Source organism: Candidatus Burkholderia verschuerenii (assembly GCF_001189365.1).
Classification (GTDB): domain Bacteria; phylum Pseudomonadota; class Gammaproteobacteria; order Burkholderiales; family Burkholderiaceae; genus Caballeronia; species Caballeronia verschuerenii.
In genome coordinates this window covers 1-19,792 of record NZ_LFJJ01000044.1, presented here as the reverse complement: position 1 = coordinate 19,792, position 19,792 = coordinate 1, and the positions used below count along the sequence as shown (strand labels likewise).

19 protein-coding genes and 3 pseudogenes are annotated in these 19,792 nt (G+C 59.1%); 14 read left to right on the top strand and 8 right to left on the bottom strand.

The window, feature by feature from the left end:
- Positions 1-25 precede the first annotated feature (25 nt).
- Positions 26-403: a DOPA 4,5-dioxygenase family protein gene (locus BVER_RS10735; RefSeq protein WP_050453305.1), complete on the top strand. Its 378-nt coding sequence runs from the start codon at positions 26-28 to the stop codon at positions 401-403.
- Between the two features lie 76 nt (positions 404-479).
- Here the strand turns inward: BVER_RS10735 and phaP are convergent, their stop codons facing one another.
- The gene (phaP, locus tag BVER_RS10730) at positions 480-1,043 is read right to left on the bottom strand and encodes a TIGR01841 family phasin (RefSeq protein WP_050453293.1); all 564 of its coding nucleotides are present in this window, start codon (positions 1,041-1,043) and stop codon (positions 480-482) included.
- A gap of 542 nt (positions 1,044-1,585) precedes the next feature.
- On the opposite strand from phaP, the gene BVER_RS10725 reads away from it, so the two are divergent.
- Positions 1,586-1,873, top strand: a complete 288-nt coding sequence (locus BVER_RS10725) for a helix-turn-helix domain-containing protein (protein WP_050453292.1) — start codon at positions 1,586-1,588, stop codon at positions 1,871-1,873.
- A gap of 21 nt (positions 1,874-1,894) precedes the next feature.
- On the opposite strand, the gene BVER_RS33625 is transcribed toward BVER_RS10725, so the two are convergent.
- A complete protein-coding gene (locus BVER_RS33625) occupies positions 1,895-2,428 on the bottom strand; it encodes a DMT family transporter (RefSeq protein WP_232316486.1) in 534 nt (177 codons plus the stop codon).
- A gap of 3 nt (positions 2,429-2,431) precedes the next feature.
- Positions 2,432-2,842: an EamA family transporter gene (locus tag BVER_RS33620; protein ID WP_232316485.1), complete on the bottom strand. Its 411-nt coding sequence runs from the start codon at positions 2,840-2,842 to the stop codon at positions 2,432-2,434.
- A 604-nt stretch (positions 2,843-3,446) separates the two neighbouring features.
- Between BVER_RS33620 and BVER_RS10715 the strand changes: the two genes are divergently transcribed.
- The 6 genes from BVER_RS10715 (at position 3,447) to BVER_RS31370 (ending at position 8,066) form a co-directional block, all read left to right on the top strand.
- Positions 3,447-4,019, top strand: a complete 573-nt coding sequence (locus BVER_RS10715) for a fimbrial protein (protein ID WP_050453291.1) — start codon at positions 3,447-3,449, stop codon at positions 4,017-4,019.
- A gap of 118 nt (positions 4,020-4,137) precedes the next feature.
- On the top strand, positions 4,138-4,872 hold the full coding sequence (locus BVER_RS10710) for a fimbria/pilus periplasmic chaperone (protein WP_050453290.1): 735 nt from the start codon (positions 4,138-4,140) through the stop codon (positions 4,870-4,872).
- A 233-nt stretch (positions 4,873-5,105) separates the two neighbouring features.
- Positions 5,106-5,459, top strand: coding sequence for a FimD/PapC N-terminal domain-containing protein (locus tag BVER_RS35185; protein ID WP_269750753.1), 354 nt, complete (start codon positions 5,106-5,108; stop codon positions 5,457-5,459).
- A 4-nt stretch (positions 5,460-5,463) separates the two neighbouring features.
- Positions 5,464-6,681, top strand: a complete 1,218-nt coding sequence (locus BVER_RS35180; RefSeq protein WP_369094824.1) for a fimbria/pilus outer membrane usher protein — start codon at positions 5,464-5,466, stop codon at positions 6,679-6,681.
- Positions 6,678-7,742 (top strand): fimbria/pilus outer membrane usher protein, encoded by a 1,065-nt coding sequence (locus tag BVER_RS35175; RefSeq protein ID WP_269750752.1) that lies wholly within the window; start codon positions 6,678-6,680, stop codon positions 7,740-7,742. The genes BVER_RS35180 and BVER_RS35175 overlap by 4 nt, the downstream gene beginning before the upstream one ends.
- Positions 7,743-7,862: 120 nt before the next feature.
- Entirely contained in the window at positions 7,863-8,066 is a 204-nt protein-coding gene (locus BVER_RS31370) for a hypothetical protein (RefSeq protein ID WP_157056000.1), read from the top strand.
- On the opposite strand, the gene BVER_RS10700 is transcribed toward BVER_RS31370, so the two are convergent.
- Positions 8,056-8,514: a hypothetical protein gene (locus BVER_RS10700; protein WP_232316484.1), complete on the bottom strand. Its 459-nt coding sequence runs from the start codon at positions 8,512-8,514 to the stop codon at positions 8,056-8,058. The genes BVER_RS31370 and BVER_RS10700 overlap by 11 nt on opposite strands.
- Before the next feature lie 64 nt (positions 8,515-8,578).
- Between BVER_RS10700 and BVER_RS31365 the strand changes: the two genes are divergently transcribed.
- Positions 8,579-8,962 (top strand): hypothetical protein, encoded by a 384-nt coding sequence (locus BVER_RS31365; RefSeq protein WP_198155216.1) that lies wholly within the window; start codon positions 8,579-8,581, stop codon positions 8,960-8,962.
- A gap of 449 nt (positions 8,963-9,411) precedes the next feature.
- Here BVER_RS31365 and BVER_RS10690 read toward each other — a convergent pair whose 3' ends face one another.
- Both BVER_RS10690 and BVER_RS10685 read right to left on the bottom strand, forming a co-directional pair.
- Positions 9,412-10,440, bottom strand: a complete 1,029-nt coding sequence (locus tag BVER_RS10690) for a S1C family serine protease (protein ID WP_050453288.1) — start codon at positions 10,438-10,440, stop codon at positions 9,412-9,414.
- Positions 10,441-10,505: 65 nt separating this feature from the next.
- Complete coding sequence (locus tag BVER_RS10685) at positions 10,506-11,375, bottom strand: ATP adenylyltransferase family protein (RefSeq protein ID WP_050453303.1); 870 nt, start codon at positions 11,373-11,375, stop codon at positions 10,506-10,508.
- A 193-nt stretch (positions 11,376-11,568) separates the two neighbouring features.
- Between BVER_RS10685 and BVER_RS10680 the strand changes: the two genes are divergently transcribed.
- Both BVER_RS10680 and BVER_RS10675 read left to right on the top strand, forming a co-directional pair.
- Positions 11,569-12,336: a ParA family protein gene (locus BVER_RS10680; protein ID WP_050453302.1), complete on the top strand. Its 768-nt coding sequence runs from the start codon at positions 11,569-11,571 to the stop codon at positions 12,334-12,336.
- A 182-nt stretch (positions 12,337-12,518) separates the two neighbouring features.
- Positions 12,519-13,421: a LysR family transcriptional regulator gene (locus BVER_RS10675; RefSeq protein ID WP_050453287.1), complete on the top strand. Its 903-nt coding sequence runs from the start codon at positions 12,519-12,521 to the stop codon at positions 13,419-13,421.
- 21 nt (positions 13,422-13,442) lie between these two features.
- Here the strand turns inward: BVER_RS10675 and BVER_RS10670 are convergent.
- Positions 13,443-13,974 (bottom strand): annotated as a pseudogene (locus tag BVER_RS10670) (Lrp/AsnC family transcriptional regulator).
- Between the two features lie 140 nt (positions 13,975-14,114).
- On the opposite strand from BVER_RS10670, the gene mdeB reads away from it, so the two are divergent.
- Positions 14,115-16,829 carry an alpha-ketoglutarate dehydrogenase gene (mdeB, locus tag BVER_RS10665; RefSeq protein ID WP_050453286.1) on the top strand — a complete coding sequence of 905 codons (2,715 nt, stop codon included), beginning with the start codon at positions 14,115-14,117 and terminating at the stop codon, positions 16,827-16,829.
- On the opposite strand, the pseudogene BVER_RS10660 reads toward mdeB, so the two are convergent.
- Positions 16,821-17,478: pseudogene (locus BVER_RS10660) on the bottom strand (phosphoribosyltransferase). The gene mdeB and the pseudogene BVER_RS10660 overlap by 9 nt on opposite strands.
- Positions 17,479-17,725: 247 nt before the next feature.
- Here BVER_RS10660 and BVER_RS35895 point away from each other — a divergent pair.
- Positions 17,726-18,930 (top strand): annotated as a pseudogene (locus BVER_RS35895) (ammonium transporter).
- Between the two features lie 69 nt (positions 18,931-18,999).
- Positions 19,000-19,734: an NAD(+) synthase gene (gene nadE / locus BVER_RS10650; RefSeq protein WP_083452134.1), complete on the top strand. Its 735-nt coding sequence runs from the start codon at positions 19,000-19,002 to the stop codon at positions 19,732-19,734.
- Positions 19,735-19,792: the final 58 nt, after the last annotated feature.

Below are 19,792 nucleotides of genomic sequence, written 5' to 3'. Positions count from 1 at the left end.
CACATTGCCGCGCACGGACGAAACGATGCCGCCGACGAACCCAGCCGTCTCCGCCAACATTGCAAACTGGCACGCGCATATCTATTTCGATGCCACCACCCGCGATGCCGCGTGGCAGTTGCGGCAGGTTATCGAATCGCAGTTTGCCGATGCCTTGCAGAGCGGCACGCTCACGCTGGGCCGCTTTCACGAACGGCCGGTCGGGCCGCATCCCGCGTGGTCGTTTCAACTCGGTTTCGGCAGCGAAAGCCTGACGACGATGCTCGAATGGCTCGCGCTGAATCACGGCGCGCTCGACGTATTCATGCATCCGAATACCGGCGACGCGCTGAAGGATCATCGCGATTCGGCGGTGTGGATCGGCCGCTCGTACGAACTCGTGCTGAAACGACTGATGGACTGAGCACGTCGCACGCAACAAAAAAGGCGGACTGTCGAACAGGCCGCCTTGTCGTATCAGTAGCGTCGATGCAGGCCGCTTACTTTTTCGCGCCGGCCGCCTTCGATGTGGCGCGTACGGCCGTTTGCGTAGCGCCGGCTGCATCGCTCTGCGCGGCTTCAACGACTTGTTGCGCGGACTTTCTGGCGGCCTCGTAGGCCGAATTGGCCGATTGCGTGGCAGCATCGATGGCCGTTTTCCACGCGTTCACGACGGCTTCGCTGCCGGCTGGCGCGTTGCTCGCCAAACTCGCGACCAGCGCCTGCGCGTTGCGCTGCGACTTTTCGAGCTGATCCTGCGCGGCTTCCATATACACGCCGCGCACGCCCGAGGCGATTTCATAGACATCGCGCCAGTAGGCCTGCACCTTTTGCGCGCCGGCCTGTGCTTGTTGACTCTGCAACGCGAAGAATTCCTGCGCGTCGCGCACGGAGAACGACCGCGCGACCAGTTCCTGATGTTCGGCGAGCGCGGTGTGCAGCGTGCGCGTGTTCAGTGCGACGAGCTTCTCGAAGCCCTCGACGATGCGGCCCGCCATTCCGAAGCTGGAATCCAGCCCCGCTTTTTGTGCTGCAAGGAGAGTTTCAGGCGCAAGACTGCTCATACTCGACTCCATGTGGAAATAACGATCGATTTACGTAACGGTTTGTGCGGCGCAGCGAGCGGTTCATTCTAAAGAATGTCCCGCGCGTGTCAATTGCATGTTTTTACTCTGACCTTAATCCGAAGAGTAATCGAATCAAAATAAGTTCGTTGATCGAGAGCAATTAACCGGTTGATTAATTTTACCGCTTACGTAATACCTACGATCATATTGTTTTCGACAAATATTTCAGTGACGGAGCAATTTTGGTATACCAAAACGACGAACGTCAGTTCGCTGAAAGCCTTGACAGGCAAGCTTCCGGGCGAAGTCGGAGTAAACCACTAAGCTATTTTGGCCAAATGCGTTGTTCTCACTTGACGCATTGATGTCCAACTTGGAAAAATCACGCACTGCTGCAATGTGCAGTGCGCCGGAATATCGCGGGATTCCCAAACGGATTTTCTCTGTCACCGGCGCGTAACCGTGAATCGGTACGATTCGCCTGTGCTAAATGAGCCGGCGCTGAACGGCATAGAGATAAATCGAGAGACTTGAAGAAAATGGGACGACATTCCCAAACCATCGGACACCTTGAACGCAGTCAGGACGATAACGCGTTGCGGCGAGCCATCGCCGCACGGCTCGACCGGGCCATGCAGAAGGGCAATATCAGCTCGGCGAAAGCCGCCGACCTGCTCGACGTGAGCGAAGACGACGTGCTGTACTGGCGTCGCGGCATTACGGTGCCGCCGCTGCACGCTTTCAACCGGATCGCCAAGGCACTCGATCTCGACGTGCACTGGCTTTGCACCGGCCAGTCGCAACAGCAGGCGCAGCCGGTCGTCTGATCGGCAATTTTCGGCGGAACGTCAGTCGATCGTTTGCACGATCGTCTCGACCTGTGTCGGCTTGCGTCCGTGCATCAGCACCGTGCCGATGCCGCTCGCCGCGATCACGCCCATGCCGATCGCCATCCACATGTCGGGCACCTGACCGAACAGAAGCCAGCTGAAGAACGCGGCGAAGGCGAGCTGTCCGTAGGAGAACGGCGTCAGCACCGAGAGCGGCGCGCGCTTGAGCGCCTGCAGCATCAGCGCCTGGCCGAGCGTCGCCATCGTCGCCATGAACGCGACCAGCAGCCAGCTGCCGACGCGCACTTGCGCGAGCGCGGGCAGCGTTTCGGCCTGATCCATCCAGACAAGCGCACAGAGCACAACCGTCGCGACGAACGCCGTCAGGAAGTTGGTCGTCACCGGATCGTCGAGCTTGGAGAGATGGCTCGACACCACCTGAAAACACGCGAACGTCGTTGCCGCGCCGATCGGATAGATTACCGTCCAGGTGAACTGGCTGCCGCCCGGCCGCACCACCAGCAACATGCCGATGAAACCGAGCGCGACCATTGCCTATTTGCTGCGCGGAACGTGATCCTTGAGCACCAGCGCGGCGAGCAGGGTGGAGATGAGCGGCGCGAGCATCGCAAGCGATGTGGTGACCGGCAGCGGCAGATGTCGCAAGCCCGCGAACGTGCAGGCCGAATTGGTCAGCAGCAACAGCGCCCGCACGATTTGCAGTTTGACGCTACCAGTGCGAAACAGGCTAGAGACGTCGCGCCGCGCCTGCCACACGCCCAGCACGATCATCTGAAACAGATAGCGAACCCAGAGTAGCGCGAGCAACGGAACCGCCGCGCCGATGACCTTGACTGTGGAATCGCTCGCCGCGAACGCGGCCGTCGTCACGATCATGATGGCGATGCCGGCGCCGATGGTATCGGTATCAATCCGGAATCGCGTTCTGCCGTCTAGGGTTGCCATCGGTATCCGTGGGAACGAAGGCGCCCTCGCGTACGCGCGGCGGCGTTTGGGGACGGCCTTCAGAAGTGGAATGGCGTTTTAGGCCGATGCTTCATTGTGCTGACATCGCCGGCGGCTGGCAAGCCGACAGTAATGTTCTTTGCAAGCGTGTTGTGCGCGGGTCACGTCTTCAAAATGGACTATACGGTTAGCACAAAACCATGCTTCGACGTCTTTTTTGAGATTTTGGCGGGCGATCGGGCGTGCGCCTTTGGATCGACGGCGCTGGGTCGTCGCGTCTCGAAAAGGTGATCAAGGCGAGAAAACCTCTGCGAATCCGGCGTCGGCAGCGAAACATTCAATTTCGCGTATCGCAAATATATCGGGCAAGGCCGTCCTGTCGGGCTCGGCGCGTTTTTTAGGATTGGCTCCTAAAGCGGGGCGCGGGAATTTAAGACACGGATTACGTATTTCCTAAAGCCGGACTTCTACTATTCGCTTCAACGCTGAGCGGCGCATCGAGATGCCAAGTGAAGCGCCTTCGACACGATACGCCGAGCTATTTCCAAGGCGTTTCGTATCGCAAATCGAAACCCTGTATGTCATTTAGTCTTTGGAGTATTAGATGAAAAAACGCATCACCCTCGCCGCTGCCCTCACGTCGATGAGCGTCATCGCCCTCGTGTCGATGAACAACGCCCGCGCCGCCGACGGCACGATCACGATCAACGGCGCGGTGACCGATACGACGTGTTCGATCAACGGCATCGCGAGCGGCACCGCCGCCAACGTGACCACGACGCTGCCGACCGTGACGGCCGGCGCGCTGGCATCCGCTGGCGCGACCGCTGGTACGTCGAGCGTAGGCGACCTCCAGTTGAACCTGACCGGTTGCTCCGGCTCGGCGACGAAGGCAGTGGCACGTTTCGAGAATGGCCCGACGGTCGACCAGAGCAGCGGTTACCTCGTCAACCAGGCATCGACGACGCCGGCCGGCAACGTGCAGGTCCGTCTGTTGAACAGCAGTTTTCAGTCGATCAACATCCTGACGAACACGAACAACGACGTGGTCGCCAATGGCGCGACGATCTCCGCCGGCGCCGCTACGCTGAATTACTTTGCTCAGTATTACGCAACGGGCAAGGCCACGTCGGGTAACGTGAACACGACGGTTCAGTACACGATGCAGTATCAGTAAAGCAGTCGCAGTAGCGCTTTGGCAGTAAAGCAGTAGTTGTAAAGACCCGGGCATTGTTAAGGCAAGCGCCCGGGTTTATAGATATCAGTGTCGTAGTGAATATCAACAGGTGACCGCAATGAAACGGATGAAGCGATGGTTGACTGTTTTGGGTTTGTCATGCGCAATGCTCATTACCACTGTTCAGGCAAGCGTAACGATAGGCGGCACGCGTGTGATCTATCCAATGGATCAGCGCGAAGTTACCGTCAAACTCAATAACGATAGCCACGATCCTTCGCTGGTTCAGGTCTGGATAGACGACGGCAACGCCGATGCCAAACCCGCCGATAGCCACGCGCCTTTTATTATTACCCCACCGATTTTCCGCATCGATGCGACCAAGTCGCAGACCTTGCGCGTCATGCTGAGCGGCGCGAACTTGCCGCAGGATCGCGAATCCGTCTTCTGGCTTAATGTGCTCGATGTGCCGCCTAAGGCCAAGGAAAAGCCCGACGTCAATACATTGCAGCTTGCTTATCGCACGCGCATCAAGGTATTCGTGCGGCCGACGAAATTGCCCGGCAGACCGGATGAAGCGCCGCGTGCGCTCGACTGGAAAATCGTGCACGCGCAAAACGGCAATGCTTTAGCCGTGTCGAATCCGACCGCCTATTACGTGTCCTTTAGCGAAATTAATATTTCCGCCAACGGTCGCACATACAAGAATGATCATGGCGGAATGGTCGCGCCGCATGGCAAGGAAATCATTCCTATCCCGCAGCTCAGTGGTGTGCATGGGGGCAAGGTGCATTACATCGCGATCAATGATTTCGGCGGCGCCATCGAAGGCGATGCCGATGCATCGGAATAGCGAAGGCCCGCCATTCCATCTTTCGCCTGATGCGTACCGCTAGGCGAATCGTTTAATTTCCCGTCTCGAAAATACGTTCACGCATCGCGCGCCGTTGCGCGATGTGCCTTTATTCATGCGCTATTCGTGTCTCGAAATTCGAATTCGTCCTAGGTACTTCCATCTCGTAAATATCTAGCATGAGGTCACTGTTAAAGACCTGTCGAAGCCATTCGATTTTGAGCGTGATCATTATGAAATCATCTCGTCACAAAGCAGCGAACGTCTCGGATAAGACGCTCTCCACCGTATTCGTGTTGCGCCCGACGGTCGCGTTGGCGATGTCCGCGTTCATGGCGATGTCGGGAATCGGTGTGTCGACTCAGGCATTGGCGAATCAGCAAGACAAGTCGGTGGAATTCGACACGACGTTTCTGCAATTCGATGCGCAACAACACGTCGATGTTTCGCGTTTCGAACGGGGCAATTTCGTATCGCCGAGCGTTTATTCGGTCGATATCTGGATGAACGACAAAGCGCGTGACGCGCGACGACGTGCGTTTTGCCGCGCGTGCTGCGGGCGACAGCGCAACGCCTTGCCTCACTAAGAAAATGCTCGAGCGCTATGGCGTCGATTTCAAGCGGATCGCGCCGGAGGCGTCGCCAGGCGAAGCGTCGCAGAATGACGATGAGTGCGTCGACATAAGCAATACCATTCCCGATGCTAACGTCGCCTTCGACTTTTCCGAGCAGAAACTGTCGATTTCCGTTCCGCAGAAGTTTATGCATGACACGGCGCGCGGTTACGTGTCGCCCGATCTGTGGGATCAGGGCGTGAATGCGGGCTTTCTCAGCTATAACGCCAACGCTTATCGCAACGACAGCGACGGCGTGCATTCGACTCAGGAATATCTCGGCCTGAATGCGGGCGTGAATATCGGCGCATGGCATTTCAGGCATCAATCGTCGATTACCGCGTCGACGGGACAGGCCACGCAATTCGACGACATCGCCACCTACGTGCAACACGATTTGCCGAAGTGGAAGGCGCAAGCCACGATCGGCGATGCGCAAACCACCGGCGACGTTTTCGATAGCGTGTCGTTTCGCGGCGCGCAGATCGCAACCGACGACCGCATGCTGCCGGAGTCGCTGCGCGGCTACGCGCCGATCGTGCGGGGCACGGCGGATTCGAATGCGCGCGTCACGGTGCGTCAGAACGGACAGGTGATCTATGAAACGAGCGTATCGCCGGGACCGTTCGAGATTCGCGATCTCTATGCAACGGGCTACGGCGGCAATCTCGATGTGACCGTCACCGAAGCGGATGGACGCACCAAGAGCTTTACCGTGCCTTATGCATCGGTTGCGCAGTCATTGCGTCAGGGCACGACGCGCTTTGCCGTCACCGCAGGTCAATTGCGCGACGACTCCTTGCAAACGAAACCGGACTTCGCGCAATTCACCATTCAGCGCGGCATCAGCAATACCGTGACGCTTTACGGCGGCGGCATTGCGTCGGAAGGCTATATCGCGGCGAACGTGGGCGCGGCGCTCAACACGAAGTTCGGTGCCTTCGCGGCCGATATCACCGGTGCGCGCACGCAGATTCCCGGCTATCCGACGATGCAGGGACAAAGCCTGCATATCGACTATAGCAAGTTTATCGATCAGACCGACACGAATTTCACGCTTGGCGCTTACCGTTATTCCGATGAAGGCTATCTCAACTTTAGCGATGCCGCGCACGCACGCGACTACGCGATGAACGGCGGAACGATCAGCAACCGTCAGAAAGGACGCGCGCAATTGACGCTCAATAGCCTTTGAAAAATCATGGATCGGTGTTCGCGAGCGCTTCGTCGCAAACGTACTGGAACCGGCCGGGACGCGATGTATTTTTTCAGGCGGGTTATTCGAATAGCTTCAAATACGGCACATACAGCCTGACTGCAGGACGCACGGCGAACGCGGACGGCACACTTAACAACGAAATCATGTTGAGCACGACCATCCCGCTTGGCCATTCGCAACATTCGCCGCAATTGACGACGAACGTGAATTTGAGCAGCGGATCGTCGAGCATGCAAGCCAGCCTGAGCGGTAACGCTGGCGCGGACAACCGCTACTCGTACAACGTCTACGGCTCGGCCAATCAGAGCGATGGATCGTCCGCAACCGGAAACGCAGGCGCGAGCGGCACGTATCGCGGACCGTACGGACAGGCGACGGCATCGGTGAGCGGCGGCACGAATTCATCGCAAGTGTCGGCGGGCGTGAGCGGCTCGATCGTCGCGCATCCGGGCGGCGTCACGTTCTCGCAGACCGTCGGCGATACGTTCGGCATCGTCGAAGCGAAAGGCGCGGACGGCGCGACGGTATCCAGCGCAACGGGCGTCAAGGTCGATGGACGCGGCTATGCGGTCGTGCCTTATCTGACACCGTATGGCATGAACACGGTGGATATCGATCCGAAGGGCAGTTCGATGGATGTGGAATTCGAATCGACTTCCGAACAATCCGCGCCGCATCTCGGCTCCATCGTGATGCTCAAGTACAAGACCTTGACGGGCCGCGCGGCATTGCTTCGCGCGCCGCGAATGAATGGCGAGTCCTTGCCCTTCGGCGCGGAAGTGACTGATAGCGAAGGACGCACGGTGGGCGTCGTTGCACAGGATAGCCGCGTGTTCGTGCGCGGCGTCGAGGATAAAGGCGCGCTCGTGGTGAAGTGGGGCGACCGTGCAAGCGATCAATGTCGAATCGACTATTCATTGCCCGCCAAGAGCGCCAAGACGGACGCCGCTTATACATCGCTGGAAACGCATTGCATGTCTATGGCGCACGTGCGCACCGCGCAAGAAACATCGGCAAGCGAAACGTCCGTGCATTGACCCCGCAGGCAATGACTATGAATTTCCTCTGCTGATTCAGATTATTTTGTCAGCTTGTGATTAACGCCAATCGACGCCTAGACTTAAAGTAGTTTCTCAACTGCTTCGAAGGAGGCGACGATGAGAACCCGCACGCGCGACGTGGTCCGTATGCTGGCCACGTTGCGACATGCCGCGCACTGCACCGCTTTGCGTGCGGCCAAGGCAGACGAGGCGCTTCGCCATGCACGCGCGGAGCAGCATGACGAAGCCGAAGCAAGCGGTACCGACGACGAAACCGACGCGCCAACTTCACGCGACAGTGCGCACAGGCCTACGCATTAGCGGCCATCGTTCGAATTCGCGCTGAATTCCTGAACGGGGATAATCGCCAATGTCCCGTTGCATCCCTGATGGCCACGGCACCATGATCGTGCAGCACATCGCCGATCGCGCGCGGCTTGAGTTCATCGCTAAATTTGATGATGAGCAGCGTGCGCTCACGGGATGCCGCGCGTACGCTCGGCATGTCGCCGGCGATAAAGCGATTGCGAGTTCCCATGACGCCCTGATGCTCGCCATGCGCGATATATTCCGCGTCGTCTTCGTCATGCGCTGGTGGTACGAGTGCATCGCATCCGATTGCGGTGGCCGCCGTGCGATACAACTGCGCATCGTCCCGTTTCAGTCCCGCCGCTTGCAGCGCTCTAAGCGCGTCGTGTCCATCCCGATAGGACGCAAACATGCCGACTATCACTTCACCCATCGTCCCTCCCACGTTCCAGGCGCGCACCGTGTCCTTACACGATACAACCGCTGGGTTTGTCATCAAGCTATTTCTTCATACGAACCATGCAATGATTATTCCCGAACGCTGGTTCGAAATACTCGCGTTGTCGACGTCCAAATTAAACCAAACTCGTTACCGGAAACCTGAGCGCTTACTACGCCGTGCCGACCGCTATCTGGGTGCTCAAGCAGTGCGTGTTATCGGAGCAGTGATTCGCATCGTGTCGGGTCTAAGCCGCTTTGCTTCTAAAGCGGCAATATTCCGCCACGACGAATTCCAGCGTCCGATGATCGAGCTTGCGCTCTTCCGCAAACCGAACGATGGCATCGAGTTGTTGGCCTGTGCAGCGAAACGCCGGGCGTCGCTGCGCGCTTTGATTATTTTTATGTGTGGTCATGGCAATCCTTCTTTAGGACCTTCCCCGACGAGGACGGCTCGTCATACGGCGTGACCGTGCGCGGCGTCCTTCTAACGGCATTAGGCCGGATTGTTTAGACCTTTACCGCCTGCTGGCGCACATAGCCATCGCGATTGCTAAGGCCAGCGCAAACCGCGCGCCTGCAAACGTGCGTATTCCTGCTTACAAAGATGGAATAAACCTTACTCACCTGACGTTCACCTTTAGCCGGGAAGAACGAAGGAGACGAGGTGAGCGCGGAACAGCAGGTGCTAAACGAGATCGCTCATTTGGAACGAATGGTTGCGGAACTCGAACGAATCGCCGCGCGCGGGACGATCGCGGCCGTTCGCGATCGCGCCTGCGTGATGCGCCCGGAATACTGGCGGCGGCGTATCGATGCGCTTTTAGCTTCCGGCATGCTAAGCGCGGCCTTGCGTCGCGAAGCCGATGGCTTGCGCACGAGGCTTGCAAGCCTCACGGCAGATTCATAGCGAACGATATCAACCGGTCTGTTCGACAGGCGTGACGTCGAGATCGAGCAATTGCGTGCCGCGCAATACCGCGACTTTCACGATTCGATCGATACGCGATGCATCGAGCGCACGCTGCAAACCATCGACGCTATCGATGCTCAAGCCATCGACCGAGACGATTCGATCGCCGGTGCGCAAGCCGCCCGCCGCCGCCGGGCTGCCCTTGACGACTTCCATCACATGCACGCCGCTTGCAGCCGCAAGATTGAAGAAACGCTGTACGCGACGCGAGATCGGCGTCGTCGTGCCGGCCACGCCGATATACGCGCGTCGCACGCGTCCGTGCGCGAAGATCTGCATGATGACCCACTTGGCCGTATCGATCGCGGTCGCGAAGGAAATGGCTTGCGCGCCGGAAATGATCGCGGTGTTCACGCCGATGACTTGTCCCGCCGAATTGATCAGCGGGCCGCCCGAATTGCCCGGATTGAGCGCGGCATCGGTTTGAATCACGTCGTAAATCATGCGGCCGGAAGTGGAGCGCAGCGAACGTCCGAGCGCCGACACGACGCCGGTCGTCACCGTTTGCGCGAGGCCCAGCGGATTGCCCACGGCAATGGCGATTTGCCCGACGCGCAACTTGCCCGATTCGCCCAGTTCGACATGCGGCAAAGGCTCCGGCGAACCGATGCGCAACACGGCGAGATCACTATCCGGATCGTCGCCGACCAGATCGGCATGAAAACGCCCGCCATCGGCGAGCGTGACCGTCATTCGCGTTGCGCCGTGCACGACGTGGCTATTCGTCAGCAGATAGCCGTCGGGCGTGAAGATGAAGCCCGAGCCCGTGCCGCCGACCTGACGGCGCATGCCGCGCGCGTCGGCCAGTTCGCGCTCGACCGAAATGAACACCACGGCTTGTTGCACGCGTTCGAGCGCGCCGATGATCGTGCGCGAGTAAGCGTCGAGCAGTGCAGTGTCGTCGAGCGCCGGCGACGCAGCGGCGTCCTGCGCGCCACGCGCAAGATCGTCGACGAAATGAGGACGGCTTCCCATGTTGGACTCCGGTTGTCTGGATGTCGACATGCGGGCCTCGGAGCCGTTTTTCAAGGGCTTTTACGTCAGGCGGGGCGGGATGCGCGTACCAGCAGTTCCATCGGGCCGAGCCGTTGCACGACTTCGCGCTGGGCATCGTCGCGCACGAATAGCGAACCCGCGAAGCCGAGCGCGTTGACCGCGACGCCTTCGACATGCGATGCCGTGCGCGGCACCGCGAACATCCAGCGTCGCGTGACGAGCAGGTTGTACGGCAACGGATCGGCGTCGCGTCGAATTACGCCGATGCGATCCAGCAGCGTTCGATACATGTCGCACGCATCGGAAGCGTCGTCTCCGAGCCACGTCACGGCGTGATCGAAGCGAAATTCGGGCACGCGAAAGATCGCCTCGCGATGCGCTGCATCGATGAAGGGTTCGATCGGCAACGACAGTCCGTCCAGCGGCAACGGCACCATCTGCAGATGCTTGTGCGGCTGACTCGATCCGGCGATCGTGCCGCCGTTATAGAAGCCGAGTGCGTCGAATCGAGCGAGACAGGCGAACAGCGCGGCGAAGTCGTCGGCATCGATCAACGAGTCTTGCGGTTCGAAAGCGTTCGTCACGATCAGCAGATGATGATCGAGCACGTTGAACTTGTTGAGCAGCAGAAAATGCCGCGCGCCGATATCGCCGACACGCAGCGCTTCTTCGCACGGCGAAAACGGATCGCGCCACGGCGCGGCGGCATCGGCGGCGGATTTTGCCGCGAGTTTGGATGCCTCCTCCTTGCGCGCGAGGTTCGCGGCCTGCCGCACGAGAAACCGCACGCCGCCATCTTCGATCACGCTTTGCACGGTATCGAACGAACGCAGAGCGCCGCACGCGAGCGCGCGCTCGGTTTGCGCGGTCACGCTAGACCACGAAGGCGCGACGAGGGATGGGCGATCGTCCATGATCAAATGCCAGGTCAATGAGCGCATTGTGAACGCAAGGCACGCGCCCGGCGCTTAGCGTCGGCGATATTTCTGGTTAAGCTAAGATCACGTCGATGCGGCTTTGTCATGCGCGCATGTCAACCTGCATGAATATCCGATTTGCAATCACGCTAAAAAATACGACCGTTCACAACCGAGGATGAATACGCCGATGCGCCGAGTGGTCTTCAATCAAAAGGGTGGCGTGGGCAAGTCCACCATCGTCTGCAATCTGGCGGCTATCAGCGCTTCGCGCGGGCTGCGCACACTGGTGATCGACCTCGATCCGCAAGGCAATGCAAGTCAGTATCTGCTTGGCGCGGACGCACGCGACGCACGGCCGAACCTCGCGACGTTCTTCGAATCGGCATTGAGTTATAGCTTTCGCGAGCCGGAATTCGAATCCTTCGTTCATGTGACGCCGTTTGAAAATCTCGAGATCGTGCCGTCGCATCCCGATCTCGAGGCTTTGCAGGGCAAGCTCGAATCGCGCTACAAAATCTACAAGCTGCGCGATGCGCTCAAGAGCCTGAAGAATTACGACGCCGTTTATATCGACACGCCGCCCGCACTGAATTTCTTTACGCGCTTCGCGTTGATCGCGGTCGAGCGCTGCCTCATTCCCTTCGATTGCGATGATTTTTCGCGCCGCGCGCTGTATTCGGTGCTCGAAAACGTGCAGGAAATTCGTCACGATCACAATCCGGATTTGAGCGTGGAAGGTATCGTCATCAATCAGTTTCAGCCGCGCGCAAGCTTGCCGCAGCAACTGGTCGATGAATTGCGCGGCGAGGATTTGCCCGTGCTCGATTCGCATCTGTCGCTTTCGGTGAAGATTCGCGAGAGTCATCAGCATGCGCGGCCGATCATTTATCTCGAACCGCGTCACAAGCTCGCGCAGGAATATGTGGCACTGCATGAAGAATTGAATCGCGCTTAAGCCGCAAGTGTGCAAGGGATGCTGGAATAAATTCTTGTTTGCGACGTTCTTGCTGAAACGGACGCATTGTTGACGTCCGGCTTCAAGGATGCGAGACGCTCATGACCAGTGGTTCTTTAGCTTCGAACGGCAACGGCACGCTCTTGACTCATGCACCGCCGACGACGGAAAGTCTCTCAGGCATGGTCGCTTTCGTGCGCGCGGCCGAATCGGGCAGCTTCGTCGCGGCAGGGCGCGCGCTTGGGTTATCCGCTTCGGCGGTAGGCAAAAGCGTGATGCGGCTGGAAGCGAAACTGGGCGTGCAATTGCTTAATCCCACTACGCGGCGTATCGGGCTCACGCATGAAGGCGCGCGTTTTTTCGCGCGTTGCAAACGCATCCTCGCCGATCTCGAAGATGCGGAAAGCGAGTTGTTTCATTCGACTTCATCGCCGCGCGGACGGCTGAAGATCAGCGCGCCGTCGCTGGGCGCGCGACTGTTATTGCCGCATGTGCCGGAATTCAGACGGCGTTTTCCTGACATCGATTTGGATATCGATTTCAGTGATCGTCTGGTCGAAGTGACGCAGGAAGGCTACGACGCGGTGATACGCACGGGACGTCTAGCGGATTCGCAATTGCTCGCGCGGCCGCTTGCGCGATATGGTCCGGTGATCGTCGGATCGCCGGCGTATTTCGCGGGGCACGGTGAGCCCGGCACGCCCGCCGATCTCGAAGGCCATGCCTGCATTCGCTTTCGCTCGCCGGGCAATGGGCGTATCGAGCCGTGGCGTTTCGCGGAGTCCGATCATAGCTTTGCGATCGAACCGCGCGCCGCGCTCACCTTCAACGATATGGAGGCGGTCGTCGCGGCCAGCATTTCCGGGCTCGGCCTTGCATGCGTGCCGGACTTCGTCGCGAAAAGCGCGCTTGAAAGCGGGCTCTTGCGCGCGGTGTTGGTCGAACATACGCGCATGGAAGGGACATTCCAGATTCTTTGGCCGCCTAGCCGTCATGAAACGCCGCGTCTGCGCGCGTTCATCGATCATCTCGCGGTGCGGCTGGGTGGATCGCCTGCACACGAAATGCGTTTTCAGGCCGCTTGATTGAGCGCTTTGTTCATATGATCAGGTCCATTCGGCATCGTCGCCATCGTGATCGGGCAGCGTCAATCCTGTCGACGGCAGCGGCAGCGCGGTCTTGTAACGCACTTGCTTGAGCGCAAAGCTCGAACGAATATTCGCGACGCCCGGCAGCTTGGTCAGGCGTTCGAGAATAAAGCGCTCTAGCGCGGCAATATCGGGCAACACGACGCGCAGAAGATAGTCCGCACCGCCGGTCATGAGATAACACTCCATCACCTCGGGGCGCTCGCTGATCGCCTGCTCGAAGCGCGCGAGCGCATCCTTCACCTGTTTTTCCAGACTCACCTGAATAAACACGTTGATGCTCAATCCCAAAGCCTCGGGGTTGAGCAGCGTAACGTGCTGCTTGAACACGCCCGCTTTTTCAAGGGCGCGCACGCGATTGAAGCAAGGCGTCGCCGACAAATTGACCGCGCGCGCCAGTTCCGCATTGGTGATGCGCGCGTTTTGCTGCAACTGGGTTAAGGATGCCGATGTCGGTACGGTCAAGACGCTGCTTGCTGGTTGAGCTCATAGTCGATCGATTCCGTTTTTTTGCGCTTTAGGAGAATAAATACACTATCTGCGCGCCCGATGCCAGCCAAATGAGACGCACATTCTGCGCATCACTGGATATGCTTGGAAAATTGCTAAAGCTAAAGACGGAGACGCTTCATGATGGACATGTCGAGCGGGACCACGCAATTGCTGTCGCTGGCCAAAGGACGCGAGGACACCGATCCCGGCGAAACGGCCGAATGGCTCGAAGCGCTCGATGCGGTCGTCGCGCATGTCGGCAAGGAACGCGCGCAATATCTTTTCGATCGTCTGGCGGAGCATGCGCTGTCGGTCGGCGTCGAGTCCGCGCGAGCGCGCGCCACGCCTTACGCCAACACCATTCCCGTCGCGCAGCCGCCGCCGTATCCGGGCAATCTCGACATCGAGGAAAGACTTGCCGCCGTGCTGCGCTGGAACGCGCTGGCGATGGTCGTGCGCGCCAATCGCGCTTACGGCGAGTTGGGCGGCCATATCGCCAGCTATGCGTCGGCGGCCGATCTGTTCGAAGTCGGCTTCAATCATTTCTTTCGCACGGCCGATGATAAAATCGGCGGCGACCTCGTTTATTTCCAGCCGCATTCTTCACCCGGCGTTTATGCGCGCGCGTATCTCGAAGGATTTCTCGATGAAGCGCACTTGCAGCACTATCGGCGTGAAATAGCCGGGCCGGGCTTGTGCTCGTATCCGCATCCGTGGCTGATGCCGGACTTCTGGCAATTCCCTACGGGTTCGATGGGCATCGGTCCGATCAACTCGATTTATCAAGCGCGTTTCATGCGCTATTTGCAGAATCGCGGCTTGCAGCGCACCGAAGGACGCAAGGTCTGGGACTTCTTCGGGGATGGCGAGATGGACGAACCGGAATCGATCGGCGCGTTGTCGCTGGCCGCACGCGAGCAGTTGGACAATCTCGTGTTCGTCATCAACTGCAATCTGCAGAGACTCGATGGACCGGTGCGCAGCAACGGCCGTATCGTCGATGAACTCGAAGCGCAATTCACCGGCGCGGGATGGAACGTCATCAAGGTGCTGTGGGGTTCGGACTGGGACGCGTTGTTCGCGCGCGATCGCACGGGCGCCTTGCTGCGCGCATTCGCGCATACCGTCGACGGTCAGTTCCAGACCTTCTCGGCCAACGACGGACGCTATAACCGCGAGCGCTTCTTCGGTCAAAATCCGGAGCTCGCCGCGCTTGCCGCACACTTGTCCGATGAAGACATCGATCGCTTGCGACGCGGCGGGCATGACGTCAAGAAGCTGCATGCCGCTTATGCAAAGGCGCTTGCGCATAAAGGTCAGCCGACCGTGATTCTTGCCAAGACGATGAAGGGCTTCGGCATGGGTTCGGTCGGGCAGGGGCGTATGACGACGCATCAGCAGAAGAAGCTCGATCTCGACGATCTCAAGGCCTTCCGCGACCGCTTCCGTCTGCCGCTGTCGGATGCGGATGTGGAGCAACTCAAGTTCTATAAGCTCGCGGATAACGCGCCGGAAATGCGTTATCTGCACGAACGTCGCGCGGCTTTAGGCGGTTATCTGCCGCGTCGGCGCGCGCGTGCTTCTCAAGCGCCCACGCTGCCTTCGCTGAATACGTGGGGCCAGTTTGCACTCGATGCAGCCAACAAGGAAATGTCCACGACGATGGCTTTCGTGCGCATGCTCGGCAGCCTGCTTAAGGATGCGCAACTGGGCAAGCGCGTCGTGCCCGTGGTGGCGGACGAAGCGCGCACTTTCGGCATGGCGAATCTGTTCAGGCAGGTCGGCATCTATTCGCCGCTCGGCCAGTTGTACGAGCCGGAAGATATGGGTTCGATGCTGTATTACCGCGAGGACACCACCGGGCAGATTCTCGAAGAGGGCATCTCGGAAGCGGGCGCGATCTCGTCGTGGATTGCAGCGGCGACATCGTATAGCGTGCACGATTTGCCGATGCTGCCGTTCTATATCTACTACTCGATGTTCGGCTTTCAGCGCATCGGCGATCTTATTTTCGCCGCTGCCGATCAGCGTTCGCGCGGCTTTCTGATCGGTGCGACGTCAGGCCGTACGACGCTCGGCGGTGAGGGCTTGCAGCATCAGGACGGCACGAGTCATGTGACGGCATCGACCATTCCGAATTGCCGCGCTTACGATCCGGCCTTCGCCTATGAAGTTGCCGTTATCGTCGATGAAGGCATGCAGGAAATGATGGCGCGTCAAAATGATTTATTTTACTACATGACCGTCACGAACGAAAACTACGCGCAGCCTTCGGTCCCCGGCGGCGACTTAGGCGATGCGACACGTGAAGGCATTTTGCGTGGCATTTACTGCCTCGACAATGCCGTGTTGGACACCGCGCAAGTGCAACTGCTCGGCTCAGGCGCGATCCTGAACGAAGCCATCGCCGCACGCGCCATGTTGAAGCAAGACTGGAATATCGAAGCAGCCGTCTGGAGCGTGACGAGCTATACGGAATTGCATCGCGATGGGGCGGCTTGCGAACGCGTCGCTCGCGCAGGCGATGACGATACGCCCGCGCCGTTCGTAACGCGTGCGCTTGGCGCATCGCGAGGTCCGGTGATTGCATCGACAGACTATGTGCGTGCATTGCCGGAACTGATTCGCGCGCATGTGCCGCGTCGCTACGTAACGCTCGGCACCGATGGATTCGGCCGCAGCGATACGCGTCAAGCCTTGCGCGAATTCTTCGAAGTGGATCGCGTGGCGATCGTGTTGGCGGCGCTGCGATCGCTGATCGACGAAGGCGCGATCGATCGTTCGGTGCTCAAGGCCGCGCGAGGGAAATATCAGTGTGCGGAGGAGGTCAGCGCGGCGCCCTGGTCACGCTGAGCGACGCGCACGCATTTCATCGAGCAATACGCGCACTTCTTCATCGCTCGTTTGCTCGAAGTCGTCGAAGAACTGCCCGACGCCAAGAAAACGCTGTGGGCGCATCACGCAAACGAATTGATCGACGACGCTTTGCATACGCGCTTCGGCATCCGGCGGCGCGACCGGCAAGGCCGCCACGATGCACGCAGGATGCCCCTGCCTCAGCGACATCGCGGCGGTTTTCATGGTCGCGCCGGTCGCCATGCCGTCATCGACGACGATGGCCGTCCGGCCGTGCACATCCAGCGGCGGATGTGCTCCGCGATAAAGCGTTTCCCGCCGCGCGAGTTCGTCGCGCTCGCGCCTGATCACCTCATCCAGCGCATTTGGCGATATGCCGCAGCATTCGACCACGCTTTCATCGAGATAAAACGAATCGCCCGACGCGGATTGCGCCCATCGCGAGTTCGGGCTGCGTCGGCACGCCTAGCTTGCGCACGATCAGCAGATCGAGATCGGCGTCGAGCGCAAGCGCGACTTCGAATGCCACTGGCACGCCGCCTCGCGGCAGCGCGAGCACGCTGACATCGTTTCGTTTGGCGTAGCGCGTGAGATGCGCGGCGAGCTCGCGACCGGAATCGCGGCGGTTGGTGAAAGTAGGGCCCATGTCGATCTCCCGCTTAGGGAGTCTCAAAACAAGCACTCAGCATACTCGCGCGATCAGCGTGGTGTCACGACTATTTCTTTAGATTATTCTAAAATGGTGCGTCACACGCTTCATATCAGGGCAATGCACCAAAATAGCGATTAACGTAACGTTTGATTTATCGCGATTGCACCGTCGTAACGCTCAATGAACCAAGTTGGCCCGGAATTTGCACTATTCCGCGCCTTTCGCCACCGAGCCCGAATTAATGCAGGCACTTCAATCCGGAACCGACACGCTTTTTCTCCTGCTAGGCGCCGCAATGGTGCTTGCGATGCATGCGGGCTTTGCCTTCCTGGAACTCGGTACGGTTCGCCGTGAGAATCAGGTCAATGCGCTGGTCAAGATCCTGGTCGACTTCGCGGTCTCGACGCTGGCGTATTTCTTTATCGGGTACAACATTGCTTACGGTGTGCAATTCATGCATAGCGCCGATATCCTCGCCGAGCACAATGGCTATGCGCTTGTGCGCTTCTTTTTTCTTCTGACCTTTGCGGCCGCGATTCCCGCGATCGTGTCCGGCGGTATCGCCGAGCGTTCCAAGTTCAATCCGCAGTTGTTCGCGACCTTTGTGATTGTCGGCTTTATTTATCCGCTGCTGGAAGGTATCGCATGGAATGAGCGCTTCGGCATTCAGGCGTGGCTTGCGCAGACCTTTAGCGCGCCGTTCCACGATTTCGCCGGATCAGTCGTTGTGCATGCATTCGGCGGATGGGTCGCATTGCCGGCCGTATTGCTGCTCGGACCGCGTCACGGTCGCTATCACAAGGATGGACGGATCGCCGCGCATCCTCCGTCGAGAGCATTCCGTTTCTCGCGCTCGGCGCCTGGGTGTTGGCCGTAGGCTGGTTCGGCTTCAATGTGATGAGCGCGCAGACGGTCGACAAGATCAACGGACTCGTCGCCGTCAATTCTTTAATGGCGATGGTTGGCAGCACGCTTGCCGCGTGGGTTGCCGGTCGCAACGATCCGGGCTTTACGTATAACGGGCCGCTCGCTGGTTTGTTGGCCGTGTGCGCGGGATCGGATTTGATGCATCCGTTGGGCGCGTTGATCGTCGGCGCGGTGGCCGGCGTACTTTTCGTACAGATGTTCACTTGCGTGCAGAATCGCTGGCGTATCGACGATGTGCTGGGCGTCTGGCCCTTGCATGGCATGTGCGGCGCGTGGGGCGGCATCGCGGCGGGCATCTTCGGGCAGAAAGCGCTTGGTGGTATGGGCGGCGTGTCGATTGCGTCGCAATGCATCGGCACGATTGGCGCGGTGTTGCTCGCGCTCGCGGGAGGTGCGGCGGTGTATGGCGTCATCAAGGCGACAGTCGGTTTGCGGCTTGATCGCGAAGAAGAATTCAATGGCGCCGATCTCGCGATCCACCGCATTTCCGCTACACCGGATCGTGAAATGGCCGAGTGAGAGCGGGCGGTTTAGCTTTGAGGCTAGACTTGAGCGTCGCCTTTAACACGCACGTTCGAGAGACTGCTCATGCCGACCGATCATTCGATCCGCCAACGCTTGATCATCCAGGAATTAAAAGTCGCATCGTCATTCGATGATCAGGCGGAACTCGAAAGCCGCATCGCCTTTCTTGCCGATTATCTCGAAGCGGTCAGACTCAAGACTTATGTGCTCGGCATAAGCGGCGGCGTCGACTCTTCGACCGCTGGCCGCTTGGCGCAGCTTGCCGTGGAACGCTTGAGAGCCCGCGGCAAGGATGCTCGCTTCATCGCCATGCGTCTGCCGTACGGCGAACAGCGCGACGAAGCAGACGCCCAACGCGCGCTGGCCTTTATCCAGCCGGATGAAACGCTCACGGTCAACGTCAAGCCCGCCGCCGACGCGATGCTCGCTTCGCTCAACGTCTCCGGAGCGCGTTATATGGACGAGAAGCACGAGGACTTCGTGCTCGGCAATATCAAGGCACGCGAACGCATGATTGCGCAGTATGCGGTGGCGAGCGCGCGTGTCGGCGTCGTGATCGGAACCGACCATGCCGCCGAGTCGCTGATGGTTTTTTTCACCAAATTCGGCGATGGTGGCGCGGATATATTGCCGCTCTACGGTTTGAACAAGCGCCGCGTGCGCGCGTTGGCTAAAGCGATGGGCGCGAGCGCGGACATCTATATGAAGGTGCCCACGGCGGACCTGGAAACCCTTACACCTTTAGTGCGACACGCACGCTCGTGTCCGGGCAGTCCCAACGTAAGGGACATCGACTAGCGGTTCGAATAACGTCTATATGAGTTAATCGACTGCGATAGGCATGGTGTAGAGCATC

Bases quoted from the DNA above. Each gene is read 5' to 3' on its own strand.
- BVER_RS10725 (WP_050453292.1), top strand. From the start codon at position 1,586: ATGGGACGACATTCCCAAACCATCGGACACCTTGAACGCAGTCAGGAC.
- BVER_RS10735 (WP_050453305.1), top strand. From the start codon at position 26: ATGCCGCCGACGAACCCAGCCGTCTCCGCCAACATTGCAAACTGGCAC.
- BVER_RS10675 (WP_050453287.1), top strand. From the start codon at position 12,519: ATGGTCGCTTTCGTGCGCGCGGCCGAATCGGGCAGCTTCGTCGCGGCA.
- mdeB (WP_050453286.1), top strand. From the start codon at position 14,115: ATGATGGACATGTCGAGCGGGACCACGCAATTGCTGTCGCTGGCCAAA.
- BVER_RS10710 (WP_050453290.1), top strand. From the start codon at position 4,138: ATGAAACGGATGAAGCGATGGTTGACTGTTTTGGGTTTGTCATGCGCA.
- BVER_RS33620 (WP_232316485.1), bottom strand. From the start codon at position 2,842: ATGGCAACCCTAGACGGCAGAACGCGATTCCGGATTGATACCGATACC.
- BVER_RS10680 (WP_050453302.1), top strand. From the start codon at position 11,569: ATGCGCCGAGTGGTCTTCAATCAAAAGGGTGGCGTGGGCAAGTCCACC.
- BVER_RS10690 (WP_050453288.1), bottom strand. From the start codon at position 10,440: ATGGGAAGCCGTCCTCATTTCGTCGACGATCTTGCGCGTGGCGCGCAG.
- BVER_RS10715 (WP_050453291.1), top strand. From the start codon at position 3,447: ATGAAAAAACGCATCACCCTCGCCGCTGCCCTCACGTCGATGAGCGTC.
- BVER_RS10685 (WP_050453303.1), bottom strand. From the start codon at position 11,375: ATGGACGATCGCCCATCCCTCGTCGCGCCTTCGTGGTCTAGCGTGACC.
- BVER_RS31365 (WP_198155216.1), top strand. From the start codon at position 8,579: ATGATTATTCCCGAACGCTGGTTCGAAATACTCGCGTTGTCGACGTCC.
- BVER_RS35180 (WP_369094824.1), top strand. From the start codon at position 5,464: ATGCTCGAGCGCTATGGCGTCGATTTCAAGCGGATCGCGCCGGAGGCG.
- nadE (WP_083452134.1), top strand. From the start codon at position 19,000: ATGCCGACCGATCATTCGATCCGCCAACGCTTGATCATCCAGGAATTA.
- BVER_RS31370 (WP_157056000.1), top strand. From the start codon at position 7,863: ATGAGAACCCGCACGCGCGACGTGGTCCGTATGCTGGCCACGTTGCGA.
- phaP (WP_050453293.1), bottom strand. From the start codon at position 1,043: ATGAGCAGTCTTGCGCCTGAAACTCTCCTTGCAGCACAAAAAGCGGGG.
- BVER_RS33625 (WP_232316486.1), bottom strand. From the start codon at position 2,428: ATGGTCGCGCTCGGTTTCATCGGCATGTTGCTGGTGGTGCGGCCGGGC.
- BVER_RS35185 (WP_269750753.1), top strand. From the start codon at position 5,106: ATGAAATCATCTCGTCACAAAGCAGCGAACGTCTCGGATAAGACGCTC.